This is a genomic window from Streptomyces sp. Q6, assembly GCF_036967205.1.
GTDB lineage: Bacteria > Actinomycetota > Actinomycetes > Streptomycetales > Streptomycetaceae > Streptomyces > Streptomyces citrinus.
The window spans coordinates 2,377,013-2,391,889 of sequence record NZ_CP146022.1; the positions used below are offsets into that span (position 1 = coordinate 2,377,013).

Annotated in this window: 14 protein-coding genes; 7 read left to right on the plus strand and 7 right to left on the minus strand. The window is 71.8% G+C overall.

The window, feature by feature from the left end:
• Window positions 1-72: 72 nt before the first annotated feature.
• Entirely contained in the window at window positions 73-291 is a 219-nt protein-coding gene (locus tag V2W30_RS11105) for a hypothetical protein (RefSeq protein ID WP_338695790.1), read from the plus strand.
• Between the two features lie 130 nt (window positions 292-421).
• Window positions 422-1,972 (plus strand): hypothetical protein, encoded by a 1,551-nt coding sequence (locus tag V2W30_RS11110; RefSeq protein ID WP_338695792.1) that lies wholly within the window; start codon window positions 422-424, stop codon window positions 1,970-1,972.
• A 74-nt stretch (window positions 1,973-2,046) separates the two neighbouring features.
• On the opposite strand, the gene V2W30_RS11115 is transcribed toward V2W30_RS11110, so the two are convergent.
• On the minus strand, window positions 2,047-2,403 hold the full coding sequence (locus V2W30_RS11115) for an iron-sulfur cluster assembly accessory protein (RefSeq protein WP_338695794.1): 357 nt from the start codon (window positions 2,401-2,403) through the stop codon (window positions 2,047-2,049).
• A gap of 270 nt (window positions 2,404-2,673) precedes the next feature.
• Between V2W30_RS11115 and nadA the strand changes: the two genes are divergently transcribed.
• Entirely contained in the window at window positions 2,674-3,882 is a 1,209-nt protein-coding gene (gene nadA, locus V2W30_RS11120) for a quinolinate synthase NadA (RefSeq protein ID WP_338695795.1), read from the plus strand.
• Between the two features lie 98 nt (window positions 3,883-3,980).
• Here nadA and V2W30_RS11125 read toward each other — a convergent pair whose 3' ends face one another.
• The 5 genes from V2W30_RS11125 to V2W30_RS11145 all read right to left on the minus strand — a co-directional run bounded on the left by V2W30_RS11125 (window position 3,981) and on the right by V2W30_RS11145 (window position 10,393).
• Window positions 3,981-7,112 carry an efflux RND transporter permease subunit gene (locus tag V2W30_RS11125; RefSeq protein WP_338695797.1) on the minus strand — a complete coding sequence of 1,044 codons (3,132 nt, stop codon included), beginning with the start codon at window positions 7,110-7,112 and terminating at the stop codon, window positions 3,981-3,983.
• A 173-nt stretch (window positions 7,113-7,285) separates the two neighbouring features.
• Entirely contained in the window at window positions 7,286-7,984 is a 699-nt protein-coding gene (locus tag V2W30_RS11130; protein WP_338695799.1) for a response regulator transcription factor, read from the minus strand.
• The gene (locus V2W30_RS11135; protein WP_338695801.1) at window positions 7,981-9,204 is read right to left on the minus strand and encodes a sensor histidine kinase; all 1,224 of its coding nucleotides are present in this window, start codon (window positions 9,202-9,204) and stop codon (window positions 7,981-7,983) included. The genes V2W30_RS11130 and V2W30_RS11135 overlap by 4 nt, the downstream gene beginning before the upstream one ends.
• 90 nt (window positions 9,205-9,294) lie before the next feature.
• Entirely contained in the window at window positions 9,295-9,573 is a 279-nt protein-coding gene (gene pspAA / locus V2W30_RS11140) for a PspA-associated protein PspAA (RefSeq protein ID WP_338695803.1), read from the minus strand.
• 22 nt (window positions 9,574-9,595) lie between these two features.
• Window positions 9,596-10,393 carry a PspA/IM30 family protein gene (locus V2W30_RS11145; RefSeq protein WP_338695805.1) on the minus strand — a complete coding sequence of 266 codons (798 nt, stop codon included), beginning with the start codon at window positions 10,391-10,393 and terminating at the stop codon, window positions 9,596-9,598.
• A gap of 234 nt (window positions 10,394-10,627) precedes the next feature.
• On the opposite strand from V2W30_RS11145, the gene V2W30_RS11150 reads away from it, so the two are divergent.
• The 3 genes from V2W30_RS11150 (at window position 10,628) to V2W30_RS11160 (ending at window position 13,224) form a co-directional block, all read left to right on the plus strand.
• Entirely contained in the window at window positions 10,628-11,257 is a 630-nt protein-coding gene (locus V2W30_RS11150; protein WP_338695807.1) for a DUF3043 domain-containing protein, read from the plus strand.
• A gap of 83 nt (window positions 11,258-11,340) precedes the next feature.
• Complete coding sequence (locus tag V2W30_RS11155; protein ID WP_338703559.1) at window positions 11,341-12,048, plus strand: class I SAM-dependent methyltransferase; 708 nt, start codon at window positions 11,341-11,343, stop codon at window positions 12,046-12,048.
• Between the two features lie 84 nt (window positions 12,049-12,132).
• Complete coding sequence (locus V2W30_RS11160; RefSeq protein ID WP_338695809.1) at window positions 12,133-13,224, plus strand: S1C family serine protease; 1,092 nt, start codon at window positions 12,133-12,135, stop codon at window positions 13,222-13,224.
• 139 nt (window positions 13,225-13,363) lie between these two features.
• Here the strand turns inward: V2W30_RS11160 and V2W30_RS11165 are convergent, their stop codons facing one another.
• A complete protein-coding gene (locus V2W30_RS11165; RefSeq protein WP_338695810.1) occupies window positions 13,364-13,582 on the minus strand; it encodes a hypothetical protein in 219 nt (72 codons plus the stop codon).
• 85 nt (window positions 13,583-13,667) lie between these two features.
• Between V2W30_RS11165 and V2W30_RS11170 the strand changes: the two genes are divergently transcribed.
• Complete coding sequence (locus V2W30_RS11170) at window positions 13,668-14,873, plus strand: bifunctional adenosylcobinamide kinase/adenosylcobinamide-phosphate guanylyltransferase (RefSeq protein WP_338695811.1); 1,206 nt, start codon at window positions 13,668-13,670, stop codon at window positions 14,871-14,873.
• The last annotated feature ends 4 nt before the right edge of the window (window positions 14,874-14,877 follow it).

A 14,877-nucleotide genomic window follows, 5' to 3' on the forward strand; every position in this document is an offset into this window, starting at 1 on the left:
CTGGCCTGAAGTGCGGAAACTACCCGATAGTAGGGCTTTTTTCGTACCGGATCTCGTGCCTACGGTGCCGTCATGACCTACGACGTGTCCTTCATGACCCAGGACGGGCTGGCCGCACTGCGCGGCGACTGCGCACGGATGGTGCCGCACTGGGTGACCCCCCGGGCGCCCTGGGAGCTGGAGCGGGTGGTTCCGGTGCCCGCTGGGCCGCTCTCCGCGCGGATCCACGGGGTCGTCGTGCCGGCCTCCTCCGCCCGCCTCATCGACGCGATGGCCGACTTCGGCGACTGAGCGGCCCACCGCGGAGGGCGTTCGCGCCGCGTGGGCGCCCTCCGCGAGAACTCCCGGCGCCCGGGAGGGAACCGTGCGCTCCCCTGCCACGTCCCATCGCTGTCCCCTTCAGTTGTCCTTCATCAAGGGGATGCGGGATACGACGCGGCAGGCGAAGGAGCGATGCAGTGAGCACCGAACAGCGGACGCGGGATCGGCACGGGCGACGGCGCACGCCGGCGATCGCTTTGGTCGCCGCGGCTGTCCTTCTCGCCGGTGGCGGCGGCGCGTACCTGGCGACGACCGCGTCCGGCGGAGGAGCGGGCCGGGCGAGCGGCCCCGGCGACGGCGGCACTCCCCACCGCTGGCCCTGGACGGGTACGGCGAGGGCGGCGGCCCCGGCACGACGAACGGCATCGCGCCCGGCGAGCCCGACCCCAACGGCACGCGCTACAGGGCGGGTGGCGACCTGCCCGACGGCCCGGACGAGGCGCCCGTCTACCGGCCCGAGGGCCAGGTCGGCGCGGCCGAGGTCAGCGCGCTCGCCGAGGCGCTCGGGGTCGAGGGCACGCCCCGGCTGCGGGACGGGGCCTGGCGGTTGGACCCGGCGCAGGACGGCTCGGGCCCTTCGTTGCAGGTGAACCGGAAGGCGCCGGGGACCTGGACGTACTCCCGTCTCGCACCGTCGTCCGGCGACAAGTGCACCGGTGTGGCGAAGTGTCCGGACGCGCCGGTGGGCAGCGGGAGCGAGGACGACGCGGTGAGCGCGGCCGTCGCGAAGAAGGCGGCGGCGCCGATCCTCAAGGCTCTCGGGCAGGACGACGCGAAGCTCGACACGGACCAGCTCATGGGTGCCACCCGGGTGGTGAACGCCGACCCGAAGGTGGGCGGCCTGCCGACGTACGGCTGGTCCACGGGCATCCAGGTCGGCCCCGACGGTCAAGTGACCGGTGGCAGTGGGCAGTTGAAGGCCCCGGTCAAGAGTGACGTCTATCCGGTGGTCGGGGCGAAGGAGACGATCGGGCAGCTGAACAGCGCGGCGAGCGGTGACCGCGGCGTCTCCGCCGGCGACTGCGCGAGTGCGGTGCCGCTGGACGGGGAGCGGACCCAGGGCAACGGCTGCACCCCGTCGTCACCGCGGCCGCCGGCGTCCTCCACGGTGACCGTGGACAAGGCCACGTTCGGGCTCGCCGCGTACTACACGCAGGGGCGGCAGGCGCTCGTACCGGCGTGGCTGTTCGAGGTGAAGCCGACCGGGGCGGACTCCGTGTTCACGGTGACGCATCCGGCGGTCGACCCGAAGTACCTGGTGGCGCCGTCGAGTGCGGCGCCGGGTGACGAGCCGCCGACGCAGCCGAGCCCGCGGCCGAGCACGTCGGCCGGCGACCCGGGGACGCGGACGCGCGAGGTGCGGGTGGAGGGGTACAGCGGCAGCGGCAGGACGCTGACCCTGCACTTCACCGGGGGCGTGTGCGCGACGTACGCGGCGCGGGCGGACGAGTCCGGGGGCCGGGTGACGGTGACGGTGACGTCGACCGAGAAGAAGGGGACCGTCTGCATCGAGCTGGCGAAGTTCTACACGCTGCCGGTCACCCTGGACGCGCCGCTGGGTGAGCGGAAGGTCGTGGACGCGGACGGGCACGAGGTGCCCGCGGCGCAGAAGAACCGGCCGGGCGGGGTGGAGACGGCGCCGCGGGGCTGAGCCCCCGCCGCGGAACAAGCGGAAGCCCGTGCGGGCCGCCCCTGAGGGGCGGCCCGCACGGGCTTCCGTGGTGTCTAGCTGAACGAGTCGCCGCAGGCGCAGGAACCCGTCGCGTTCGGGTTGTCGATCGTGAAGCCCTGCTTCTCGATGGTGTCGACGAAGTCGACGGAGGCGCCGCCCAGGTACGGGGCGGACATACGGTCGGTGACGACCTTGACGCCGCCGAAGTCCTTGACGACATCGCCGTCGAGCGAGCGCTCGTCGAAGAAGAGCTGGTAGCGCAGGCCGGAGCAGCCACCCGGCTGAACAGCCACACGCAGGGCCAGGTCGTCACGGCCTTCCTGGTCGAGCAGAGCCTTGACCTTGGCCGCGGCGGCGTCGCTCAGGATGATGCCGTCGCTGACGGTGGTGGTCTCGTCCGATACGGACATCTACATCTCTCCCGGGTTGTACGGAGACTGCTTGCCGACCATTGCAACCGGCAAAGGCCCGGATCCATTCCGGATCCGCCAAGGGTTTCGCACTTCTTCCTTTCATGCTCGCACACCCCCGGCGGACGGGGCACGGGGCCCGGAGGGAGAAGGTGAGGCGGATTGCGTCACATCGACGACATGAGTGTCGTCAAACTGACGTGAACCACGTATGATAGATAGTGTCATTTCGACGAGAAGTCGTTCTGTTGATCAGAAAGGGTGCGTGACGTGACCACGGCCCAGACCCCCCAGGCCCCCGTTGACCTGGATGTTTCGCCTACGCCGCTGGCGCTGCTCCTGCTCGGCCGCGAGGCCGACGCGACGAGCGAGCGCGGCGTGGACTGCCCCGGCGACCTGCCGTCGCCCTCCGACCCCGACCTCGTGGAGCGGGCCCGCGCGGCCAAGGAGAAGCTCGGCGACAAGGTGTTCGTGCTCGGGCACCACTACCAGCGCGACGAGGTCATCCAGTTCGCCGACGTCACCGGCGACTCCTTCAAGCTCGCGCGCGACGCGGCCGCCAGGCCCGAGGCCGAGTACATCGTCTTCTGCGGCGTGCACTTCATGGCGGAGTCCGCGGACATCCTCACCGGTGACGAGCAGAAGGTCGTGCTGCCCGACCTCGCCGCCGGCTGCTCGATGGCCGACATGGCGACCGCCGAGCAGGTCGCAGAGTGCTGGGACGTGCTGACCGAGGCCGGCATCGCCGAGTCCGTCGTGCCCGTCTCGTACATGAACTCCTCCGCCGACATCAAGGCCTTCACCGGCAAGCACGGCGGCACGATCTGTACGTCGTCGAACGCCGAGCGGGCCCTGAACTGGGCGTTCGAGCAGGGCGAGCCCGGTGCGACCAAGGTGCTCTTCCTGCCGGACCAGCACCTCGGGCGCAACACCGCGGTGCGTGATCTCGGCATGTCGCTCGACGACTGCGTCGTCTACAACCCGCACAAGCCGAACGGCGGCCTGACCGTCGAGCAGCTGCGGGCCGCGAAGATGATCCTGTGGCGCGGGCACTGCTCCGTGCACGGGCGCTTCTCGCTGGAGTCGGTGGAGGACGTACGGGCGCGCATCCCCGGCGTCAACGTCCTCGTCCACCCCGAGTGCAAGCACGAGGTCGTCGCCGCGGCGGACTACGTCGGGTCGACGGAGTACATCATCAAGGCCCTGGAGGCCGCGCCCGCCGGGTCGAAGTGGGCCATCGGGACCGAGCTGAACCTGGTGCGCCGGCTGGCCAACCGCTTCGCTCCCGAGGGCAAGGAGATCGTCTTCCTCGACAAGACGGTCTGCTTCTGCTCGACCATGAACCGGATCGACCTGCCGCACCTGGTGTGGACCCTGGAGTCCCTGGCGGACGGGCAGCTCGTGAACCGGATCGAGGTCGACCGCGAGACCGAGCAGTTCGCGAAGCTGGCGCTCGAGCGGATGCTGGCGCTTCCGTAGCCCGGTGACGGGCGGCGGCCCGCGACGTGCGTCGGCCCGGCAGCGATCGCTGCCGGGCCGACGCACGTCGTGGCGGGCGCCTCGTGCAGCGCCGGGTGTCAGACCTTCGCGGGCTCCGACTCCGGGGAGTCGGCGGGCGACGGCACGCCCGCCTTCTTCTCCCGCTTGGCCGCCCGCTTCGTCGCCCGCTTCTCCTTGCGGAGCTCCAGCATCGCGTAGAGCGTCGGGACGAGGAGCAGGGTCAGCAGCGTCGACGTGATCAGGCCGCCGATCACGACCACCGCGAGCGGCTGCGCGATGAAGCCGCCCTCGCCGGTGACGCCGAGCGCCATCGGGAGCAGGGCGAAGATCGTCGCGAGCGCCGTCATCAGGATCGGGCGCAGCCGGTGGCGGCCGCCCTCGACGACCGCCTCGACCACGCCGAGGCCCTGGGACCGGTACTGGTTGATCAGGTCGATCAGGACGATCGCGTTCGTGACCACGATGCCGATGAGCATCAGCATGCCGATCATCGCCGGGACGCCCATCGGGGTGCCCGTCGCGATCAGCAGGCCGATCGCGCCGGTCGCCGCGAACGGGATGGACACCAGCAGGATCAGCGGCTGGGCCAGCGAGCGGAACGTCGCGACCAGGAGCAGGAAGACGATCGCGATCGCCGCGAGCATCGCCAGGCCCAGGTTCTTGAAGGCGTCGTCCTGGTCGGAGGTGACACCACCGATGGTCGCCGTGGCGCCCTTCGGCAGATCCAGCTTGTCGATCTTCGACTGGAGGTCGGCGCTGACCGCGCCCGTGTTGTCACCGGTCGGCTTCGCCGTGATCGTCGCCGCGCGGGCGCCGTCGATCCGGGTCATCGAGACGGGCCCGTCGGCCAGCTTCACCGTGGCGATGTCGCCGAGCGTGAGGCCGCGCGGCCCCATCGGCAGCTTCTTCAGCTCGTCCATCGTCGTGGCGGGCTTCGCCGACTTCACGACGACGTCGCGCTCGGTGTCGTCGAGGATCGCCTTGCCGCTGGTCGTGCCGCGCACCGCCTGCGCGACGGCGGCGCCGAGCGTCGTGTCGTCGAAACCGGCCGCCGCGGCCTTGGAGTTGGCCTTCACCGAGATCCGCGGGACCGACGTCGACAGGTCGCTGGTGACGTCCGTGACGTCGTCGAGCCCGGCCACCGCGTCGCGGACCTGCTCGGCCGCCCGGTCGAGGACGCTGCCGTCGGCGGCCTTCACGACCACGCTCAGGTCCTGGCTGCCGAAGCCGTCACCGGCCGCGATCGTCGTCGTACCGAGTCCGGAGAGCTTGCCCAGCTCGCGCTCGATGCGCTTCTGCGTGTCCTCGTACGACGCCTTGTCCTTCAGCGTCACCTGGTACGAGGCCTGGTTGGTGTCCGTGCCGCCGCCGAAGGCCGCCATGAAGCCGGAGCTGCCGATGGTGACCTGGTAGTCCTTGACCTCGTCGATGCCCTGGAGCACCTTCTCGATCTTCCGCGCGGAGGCGTCGGTCGCGGCCAGGCTGGTGCCGGGCTTCAACTCCTGCTTGATGGACAGGACTTCCTGCTCGCCCTGGTCGAAGAAGTTCGTCTTCAGCATCGGCGCCATGCCGAACGTGCCGACCAGGACCACGATCGCGATGAGCACGCTGGTGAGGCGGCGGCGGGTCGCGAAGCGGAGCACGGGGACGTAGATCCGTTGCAGCCAGGAGCGGGCCTCCTTCTCCTCGGCCGCGCGGCGGGCCTCCTCCGGGTCGACGCCGCGGGCCGCCTTCGGCGGGCGCAGGAACCAGTAGGACAGGACCGGTACGACCGTGAGCGAGACGAGCAGGGACGCGAGGAGCGCCGCCGTCACCGTGAGGCTGAACGAGCCGAACAGCTCGCCCACCATGCCGCCGACCAGGCCGATGGGCAGGAAGACCGCGACCGTCGTGAGGGTCGAGGAGGTGACCGCGCCCGCGACCTCGCGGACCGCCTTGAGGATCGCCTCCTGACGCTCCTCGCCGTAGCCCAGGTGCCGCTTGATGTTCTCCAGGACGACGATGGAGTCGTCGACGACACGGCCGATCGCGATGGTCAGCGCGCCGAGGGTGAGCATGTTCAGGGAGAGGTCGCGGGTCCACAGGACGATCAGCGCGAGGACCACCGACAGCGGGATCGAGACCGCCGTGACGAGGGTCGAGCGGATCGACGCGAGGAAGACCAGGATCACGATGACCGCGAAGAGGAGGCCGAGAGCGCCCTCCGTGGTCAGGCCCGAGATGGACTTCGAGACGGCCGGGCCCTGGTCGCTGACGACCGTCAGTTCGGCGCCGGAGCCGAGGTCCTGGCGCAGGCCGGGCAGCTTGTCCTCGACCGCGTTCGAGATGGCGACCGCCGAGCCGTCCTGGTCCATGGTGACCATGACGGCGAGGCTGGGCCTGCCGTCGGTGCGGGTGAGCGAGTCGGCGGTGGCCGGCCGCTGCTTCACCGTGGCGAGGTCACCGAGGCGTACGGGCTTCTTGACGCCCTCCCCCGTGATCATCAGGTCCTCGATCTGGGCGAGGGACGTGAAGCCGCCGCCGACCTGGACGGTGCGGTTGTGGCCGTCCTCGTCGAAGGAGCCCGCGGGCAGTGTGGCGCCGCCCGCCTGGAGGGACCGGCTCAGCGTCTGGACGTTGACACCGGCCGCGGCCATCTTCTTGTCGCTGGGCGTGACGTCGACCTGGAGGTCACGGACGCCGTCCACCGTCACCTGGGAGACGCCGTCGATGTCCTTGAGGGCCGGCACGACGGACGTGTCGAGCTGGTCGGCGAGGGCCTGCTGGTCCTTGTCGGAGGTGACGGCGAGCACGACGGTCGGGATGTCGTCGGTCGAACCGGCCACGACCTGCGGATCGACGTCGTCGGGCAGCTGGGCCCGTGCCCGGTTGACCGCCTGCTGGACGTCGGCGACGAGCTGCTTCGTGCCGTTGCCGTAGTCGAACCGGGCCATCACCAGGGCGTTGCCCTCGCTGGCCGTGGAGGTGACGCCGGTGATTCCGTCGACCGCGTCGAGGGAGTTCTCCAGCGGCTCGACGACCTGCTTCTCCACCACGTCCGGGGACGCGCCCTGGTAGGGGGCGATGACGGAGACCATGGGCAGTTCGATGGAGGGGAGCAGCTGCTGCTTGAGCTGCGGGATCGCGATGGCGCCGAAGACGATCGCGATGATGGACATCAGCCCGATCAGGGCGCGTTGGGCGAGACTGAATCTCGACAGCCAGGACATGGGGAGGGTCTCCGGAGGGACGTGAGCGGGGAACGTGCGAGCGGCCCCTGGCGTGTACACGCATGCAGGGGGTCCAGGCTCCACCCTCGGTCACCGGAGCGCCCTGACACGTCGCTCCCAGGTCCCGTTCTTCTCCCGCGTGTACTGCGCCCGTAGTACGTACGGGCCCGCGGTCACTCCACCCTCGGGCGTACCAGGCCCGATTCGTACGCAATGACGACGAGTTGGGCGCGGTCGCGGGCGCCGAGTTTGGCCATGGCGCGGTTCACGTGGGTCTTCACGGTGAGCGGGCTGACCTCGAGGCGTTCGGCGATCTCGTCGTTCGAGTGGCCGCCGGCGACCTGGACCAGGACCTCGCGCTCGCGGACGGTGAGCGCCGCGAGCCGTTCGCCGTGCCGCCCGCCGGGTCGCTCGCCGTCCGGCAGCTCCTCGTAACCGTCGCCCTGCGCGAGGAACTTGGCGATCAGGCCGCGGGTCGCGGCCGGTGAGAGCAGGGCGTCGCCCGCGGCGGCGATGCGCACGGCGGCGAGGAGTTCCTCGGGCTCGGCGCCCTTGCCGAGGAAGCCGGAGGCGCCGGCCCGCAGCGACTGCACGACGTACTCGTCGACCTCGAACGTCGTCAGCATCACGACGCGTACGTGGGCGAGTTGGGGGTCCGCGCTGATCTCGCGGGTCGCGGCGAGGCCGTCGGTGCCGGGCATCCGGATGTCCATCAGGACGACGTCGGGCCGCTCGGTGCGGGTGAGGCGGACCGCCTCCGCGCCGTCGGAGGCCTCCCCCACCACTTCCATGTCGGACTCGGAGTCGACGAGCACGCGGAAGGCGCTGCGCAGCAGGGCCTGGTCGTCGGCCAGCAGTACCCGAATCGTCATGTGGTGGCGTCCCCCGATGTGGTGGTGCGGGCGTTGACCGGAAGGATCGCATGGACGCGGAAGCCGCCGCCGTACCGCGGTCCCGCGGTGAGGGTGCCGCCGAGCGCGGTGACGCGTTCGCGCATGCCGAGCAGGCCGTGGCCGCCGTGCTCGTCGGCGGTGGTCGCCGAGGTGGTGCCGGGGCCGTCGTCGAGGATGGACACCTCGACGTTGGGGCCGACCCGCACGACGCTGACCTCGGCCCTGCTGTCGGGGCCCGCGTGTTTCTGTACGTTCGTCAGGGCTTCCTGCACGACCCGGAAGGCGGCGAGGTCGACGGCGGCGGGCAGCGCGGGAGCGTCCTCGGCGCGGGCCACCTCGACGGGCAGGCCGGCGTGCCGGAACGTGTCGACGAGGTCGTCGAGCCGGTCGAGTCCGGGCGCGGGTTCCGTCGGGGCCTCCGGGTCGCCGGTCTGCCGCAACAGACCGACGGTGGCGCGGAGTTCGTTGAGCGCGGAGCGGCTGGCCTCGCGGACGTGCGACAGGGCTTCCTTCGCCTGGTCGGGGCGCTTGTCCATGACGTGGGCGGCGACCCCGGCCTGGACGTTCACGAGGGCGATGTGGTGCGCGACGACATCGTGCAGATCGCGGGCGATGCGCAGCCGTTCCTCGGCGACGCGGCGCCGGGCCTCCTCCTCGCGGGTGCGTTCGGCGCGCTCGGCGCGCTCCCTGATGGCGGCGACGAAGGCGCGGCGGGAGCGGACCGCGTCGCCGGCGGCGGCGGCCATGCCGGTCCAGGCGAAGATGCCGAGGTTCTCCTGGGCGTACCAGGGCAGCGGTCCGACGAACATGGCGACGCAGGTCAGCACGGCCATCGTGGCGAGGCCGACGCGCCAGGTGGTGGGGCGGTCCGTGGTGGCGGCGACGGTGAACAGGGCGACGACCGCGGACATCACGACGGGGGCGCGGGGTTCGCCGGTGACCAGTTCCACGAGGGAGACGGTGGAGGTCGCCGCGAGGACGTACATGGGGGCGATGCGGCGGAAGACCAGGGCGGCGGCGCCGAGCACCATGAGGAAGAGGCTGAGGGCGTCCGGGGTGCGGGCACCCCAGCCGTAGGTGCCGTCGGCGCCGTGCGGGTCGACGAAGGAGCCGGCGACCATGCAGATGAGGACACCGGCGGCCACGAGGGCGTCCAGAGCCAGGGGGTGCGTCCTGGCCCACCGTACGAGGGGGGTCACCGGGGTCACGGTAGCCGCCCCCTTCCGGTGTACGTCACCGGGCCACCGCGGCGGAGCGGGCCTGCCCGGAGCTGGTCCGCGGGGTTCGTCCTAGCCCGGGATCAGACCGTCGTCCGAGAGCATCGCGCGGACCTCTTCCAGCGTCGCGTCCGGCGCCGGAAGGATCAGCTCCGAGGGCTCCAGCGCGTCGTCGGGGAGCGGTTCGCCGAGTCGGCGGACAGCGTCGAGGAGTTGGTCGAGGGTGCGGCGGAAACCCGGGCCGTCCCCGTTCTCCATCTCCTCGAGAAGTTCGTCGTCGAGCTTGTTGAGTTCGGCGAAGCGGTCGTCCGACAGCTTCACCTGGCCCTCCCCCATGATCCGTACGATCATGACGCCCTCCTCGGCGTAAGGACTACTGCTTGTCGAAGCGCGGGGTGTCCTGGGTCTGCGGGGCCTGCTGGCCCTGCCCGGTGCCGCCCTCGAGGGCCTGCTGGGACGAGGAGGAGCCCCCGGCCAGCTCGGCCTTCATGCGCTGGAGCTCCAGCTCTACATCAGTTCCGCCGGAGAGGCGATCCAGCTCGGACTGGATGTCGTCCTTCGCGAGGCCGGACGAGTCGTCGAGGGCGCCGGACGCGAGGAGCTCGTCGATGGCGCCGGCCCGCGCCTGGAGCTGGGCCGTCTTGTCCTCGGCGCGCTGGATCGCCATGCCGACGTCGCCCATCTCCTCGGAGATGCCGGAGAACGCCTCGCCGATCCGGGTCTGCGCCTGCGCCGCGGTGTAGGTGGCCTTGATGGTCTCCTTCTTCGTACGGAAGGCGTCGACCTTGGCCTGCAACCGCTGGGCCGCCAGGGTGAGCTTCTCCTCCTCGCCCTGGAGCGTCTGGTGCTGCGTCTCCAGGTCGGTGACCTGCTGCTGCAACGCGGCGCGCCGGGACAGCGCCTCGCGGGCCAGGTCCTCACGGCCGAGCGCGAGCGCCTTGCGGCCCTGGTCCTCCAGCTTGGAGGACTGGCCCTGCAACTGGTTGAGCTGCAGCTCCAGGCGCTTGCGGCTGGTCGCCACGTCGGCGACGCCGCGGCGCACCTTCTGCAGCAGCTCCAGCTGCTTCTGGTACGAGTAATCGAGGGTTTCGCGCGGGTCCTCGGCCCGGTCAAGGGCCTTGTTCGCCTTCGCGCGGAAGATCATCCCCATACGCTTCATGACACCGCTCATGGGCTTCGCGCGCCCCCTTCTGACAGATCCGACCGGCCGTTCCAGCTCCAGCACTGCGACAGAATCCACAGTACGGGTCCTGCATCTATTACCGCACTGTTCAGGTGCGGATGCGCTCATCCCCAAGGACGACTGCGTCCCGCTCCGCTCCGGCGTAGGGAGTAGGTGAGCCCCGAGGTCCTGTGCACAGGGACGCAGGGTGTTGCCGGATCGTTCCCCCCGACCCTCTGGTCCATGCGCGCCCACCACGTACCCTTGGTTTTTGTGTTCCGTAGCCGATCCAAGGACGACAAGGCACCGGCCGCCAAGGCCCCGGTGACCCCCTCGTCGACGCAGACCCGAGACCCGCAGGCGCCCAAGGGCCGCCCCACGCCGAAGCGCAGCGAGGCCCAGACGCAGCGCCGCAGCGTGGCCAACACCAAGATGTCGCCGAAGGAGGCCCGCTCCCGGCAGCGCGACGAGCGCCGCACCGCCATGGAGCGCCAGCGCGCCGCGCTGGCCAGCGGTGACGAGCGCTACCTGCCGGCCCGCGACAAGGGGCCGGTGCGCAAGTACGCGCGCGACTTCGTCGACTCGCGGTTCTGCATCGCCGAGTACTTCCTGCCGATGGCGGTGATCATCCTCGTCCTGAGCATGGTCCGCGTCGGCTCCCTCCAGAACATCGCGCTGCTGCTGTGGCTGTTCGTGATCGTCGCGATCGTGATCGACTCCGCCATCACGGGCTTCCGTCTGAAGAAGCTGCTCGCGGAGAAGTTCCCGAACGAGCGCCGCAAGGGCGCCGTCGCGTACGCGCTGATGCGCACGCTCCAGATGAAGCGTCTGCGCCTGCCGAAGCCGCAGGTCAAGCGTGGGGAGCGGCCCTGAGCGCCGATCCTTTCGCCGGTGACGCGGTGCACTCCTGGCTGGGCAAGCTGGGCGGTCTGCGCAACGTCGTACGGCAGGAACTGGTGGCCCGGCAGCTCGACGAGCAGATAGCCGGGCGCTTCCCCGTCGGGCAGCGGCTGCGGGTGCTCGACGTGGGCATGGGCCAGGGCACCCAGGCGCTGCGCCTGGCCCGGGCCGGACACAAGGTGACCGGCGTCGAGCAGGACCCCGAGATGGTGCGGGCCGCCCAGCTCGCGCTCGCCGACGAGCCCGCCGGGGTCCGCGAGCGGGTGCGGATCGTGCAGGGCAGCGGCATGGAGACCGGCGTCCACTTCCTGCCGGGCAGCTTCGACATCGTGCTCTGCCACGGCGTGCTGATGTACGTCGAGGACCCGGACGCGCTGCTCGCGGGCCTGGCGCGGATGCTCGCGCCGGGCGGCCTGCTGTCGCTCCTGGTACGGAACGCGGACGCGCTGGCCATGCGCCCGGGGCTCGCCGGTGACTGGGTCACCACGCTCGGCGCCTTCGACTCGACGTCGTACACCAACCGCCTCGGACTCGACGTGCGGGCGGACCGGCTCGCCGCGCTGACCGAGACGCTCGCCGGGATCGGCGCGCCGCTGCACGCCTGGTACGGGGTGCGGGTCTTCACCGACCAGGCCTCGGACGACGTGACGCCGCCGGAGCACGGGGAGCTCCAGACGCTCCTCGCCGCGGAGGAGCGGGCCGGGCGTACGGAGCCGTACCGGCGGGTCGCGGCGCTGCTCCACCTGTGCGGGGTGCGGGGCTGACACCGGCGTCCGCCGGTGCGGTCCCGCCCCCTGTTCGGCCGCTCAGCGGGGGCGACGCGCCCGGACGAACATGACAATCCGGGCATGAATGTCTCTCGTACCGGTTCTCGTGGCGGGGCCCGCTCCCGCTCCCGCCCTCCTCTGCCGTCGCTGGCCGCCGTCGTGTGCGCGGCGGCGCTCGTCTCCGGGTGCTCGGGCTCCGGGTCCTCCGGCTCGTCCGACGCCACCACGCAGGCGGCAGCGCCCGCCGCGGCCAACAGCCTTCAGGAGGACTACCAGCGGGTGATCAAGGACGTCCTGCCGTCGGTCGTCCAGATCCAGGCGTCCTCCGACCTCGGCTCCGGTGTCGTGTACGACGACCAGGGGCACATCGTGACGAACGCGCACGTGGTCGGCGACGAGAAGACGTTCGAGGTCACGACGGCCAACAGCACCGACCGGCTGACGGCGAGGCTCGTGTACGCGTATCCCGAGCAGGACCTCGCCGTCATCAAGCTGGAGAAGGTGCCGGACACGCTGAAGGCGGCGTCGTTCGGGGACTCGTCGAAGGTCGAGGTCGGGCAGATCACGCTCGCGATGGGATCGCCCCTCGGTCTGTCGTCCAGCGTCACCCAGGGCATCGTCTCGGCGACCGGGCGGACCGTGAGCGAGAGCCGGGCGGGCGGCGGGACCGGGGCGACCATCGCGAACATGGTGCAGACGTCCGCGGCGATCAACCCGGGCAACAGCGGCGGCGCGCTCGTCGATCTGAACGGCGACGTCATCGGCATCCCGACGCTCGCGGCGACCGACCCCGACATGGGCGACAGCGCGGCGCCGGGCATCGGCTTCGCGATCCCCGCGTCGATGGTCACGACGGTCGCGGACCAGGTCATCAAGGACGGCGAGGTGACGGACTCGGGGCGGGCCGCGCTCGGCATCACCGGCCGCACCGTGGTGGACGACGGCTACCGGGCCGCCGGGGTCGGCGTGGTCTCCGTGACGGACGGCGGGGCCGCCGAGAAGGCCGGGATCGAGGCCGGGGACGTCATCACCCGGTTCGGCGACACCGACGTGACGACGATGCAGTCGCTCTCCGAGGCGCTGGCCGCGGAGAAGCCCGGGGACAAGGTCCGGGTCGCCTACACGCGGGACGGCGCGCAGAAGTCGGCCGAGGTGACCCTCGGCGAGATGTAGCGCGCGGTGCCCCGGAGAAAGGCCGCGGTCGCATCCGCTCGGCGACGAGCACACGCGACCGCGGCCTTTCTTGGGCGCGCGCCCAGTGGGCGCTCGCCCGGTCCCCCGCGTCCTCCGGGGGCTGATCGCGAGCCCCGCCCTAGGCGGACGCGTCCTCCGCGTGCAGGTTCATCGGGCCGTAGATCTTGGTCGAGTCCTCGAAGAGGGAGACCTGGTCGGCGCCGCCCTCCACGAGCTGCTTCCAGTACTCGCCGACCCAGGACTCGGCGTCCCCCTGCGTCGTGAACTCCTCCGGCTGCACCGCCGGGGGCACCTCCGTCCCGTCGGACTTCTCGAACCGCCACGTCCATGCCGCCATGTCAGCCTCCCGGTACCGCATGTCCGATGTCCCTGGAAGCCTATCCGGGCGCGCGGCGCCGGAGACCGCGCGGGAGGATCTTCCTGTGGAACTGACTCTGCTCGGCACCGGCGCCCCTGAGGGACTGCCCCGCCCCGACTGCCCCTGCGCGGCGTGCGCGACCGCGCTCGGCCCGTCCGCGCGCGCCGCGACGGCGCTCCTGATCGACGGGACGCTGCTGCTCGACCTGACGCCGGGCGCCGCGCTGGCCGCGGCCCGCTCGGGGCACAGCCTCGCCGGCGTACGGCAGGTGCTGCTCTCGCATCCGCACGACGGGCCCGCGGTCGAGGTGCCGGCCGGGCTGCCGCAGCCGGGCCGGGTGCCGGACGGGCGGGAGCTGGCGCTGCTGACCGGGCACCGGGTGCGCGCGCTCGCCCTGGACGCGCCGGGCACCGGGTACGAGGTGGCCGGTCCTGACGGGGAACGGCTGCTCTATCTGCCGCCCGGGGCCGCGCCCGCCGGTCTCGAAGAGGTGCGGGCCCCGTACGAGATGGTCGTCGCCGACGTGATCGGGCGGCCCGACGCGCTGGCCCGGCTGCGGTCCGTCGGCGCCGTCGGGCCGACCACGGACGTCGTCGCCGTCCACCTCGACCACGACGTGCCGCCGGGCCCCGAACTCGCCCGGCGCCTCGCGGCCGCGGGTGCGCGGGCCGTGCCCGACGGGACGACGCTGGACGTCGGGGCGTACGAGGACGTGCCCGACGTGCCGCGCAGGACGCTGGTGCTCGGCGGCGCCCGGTCCGGGAAGTCCGTCGAGGCCGAACGGCGTCTGGAGGCCTTCCCCGACGTGCTGTACGTCGCCACCGGCGGGACCCGGGGCGGGGACGGGGAGTGGGCGCAGCGGGTCGCGCTGCACCGGGAGCGCAGGCCGGGGTCGTGGCGCACCGCGGAGACCTGCGATCTGGTGCCGCTCCTCGACGACGCGCGGGACCGTGCGCCGCTCCTGATCGACTGCCTGTCGCTGTGGCTGACGTACGCGATGGACGAGGTCGGGGCGTGGGACGACGCCGAGTGGGCGGGCGGCGGCGAGAAGGCGCTGCGCGCGAAGGTGGCGGAGCTGGTCGACGCGGTGCGGCGGACCCGGCGGACGGTCGTGGCCGTCTCGAACGAGGTGGGGTCGGGGATCGTGCCCGCGACGGCGTCCGGGCGGCGCTACCGCGATGAACTCGGCCGCCTGAACGCCGCGTTCGCCGGCGAGTGCGAGCAGGTGCTGCTCGTCGTCGCCGGCACCGCGCTCGCGCTGCGCGGCTGAGCTC

Excerpts from the sequence above, each read along its gene's own strand:
- pspAA (WP_338695803.1), bottom strand. The coding sequence starts at position 9,573 with ATGATCGTACGGATCATGGGGGAGGGCCAGGTGAAGCTGTCGGACGAC.
- V2W30_RS11165 (WP_338695810.1), bottom strand. The coding sequence starts at position 13,582 with ATGGCGGCATGGACGTGGCGGTTCGAGAAGTCCGACGGGACGGAGGTG.
- V2W30_RS11125 (WP_338695797.1), bottom strand. The coding sequence starts at position 7,112 with ATGTCCTGGCTGTCGAGATTCAGTCTCGCCCAACGCGCCCTGATCGGG.
- V2W30_RS11160 (WP_338695809.1), top strand. The coding sequence starts at position 12,133 with ATGAATGTCTCTCGTACCGGTTCTCGTGGCGGGGCCCGCTCCCGCTCC.
- V2W30_RS11145 (WP_338695805.1), bottom strand. The coding sequence starts at position 10,393 with ATGAGCGGTGTCATGAAGCGTATGGGGATGATCTTCCGCGCGAAGGCG.
- V2W30_RS11110 (WP_338695792.1), top strand. The coding sequence starts at position 422 with ATGCGGGATACGACGCGGCAGGCGAAGGAGCGATGCAGTGAGCACCGA.
- V2W30_RS11115 (WP_338695794.1), bottom strand. The coding sequence starts at position 2,403 with ATGTCCGTATCGGACGAGACCACCACCGTCAGCGACGGCATCATCCTG.
- V2W30_RS11150 (WP_338695807.1), top strand. The coding sequence starts at position 10,628 with ATGCGCGCCCACCACGTACCCTTGGTTTTTGTGTTCCGTAGCCGATCC.
- V2W30_RS11130 (WP_338695799.1), bottom strand. The coding sequence starts at position 7,984 with ATGACGATTCGGGTACTGCTGGCCGACGACCAGGCCCTGCTGCGCAGC.
- V2W30_RS11105 (WP_338695790.1), top strand. The coding sequence starts at position 73 with ATGACCTACGACGTGTCCTTCATGACCCAGGACGGGCTGGCCGCACTG.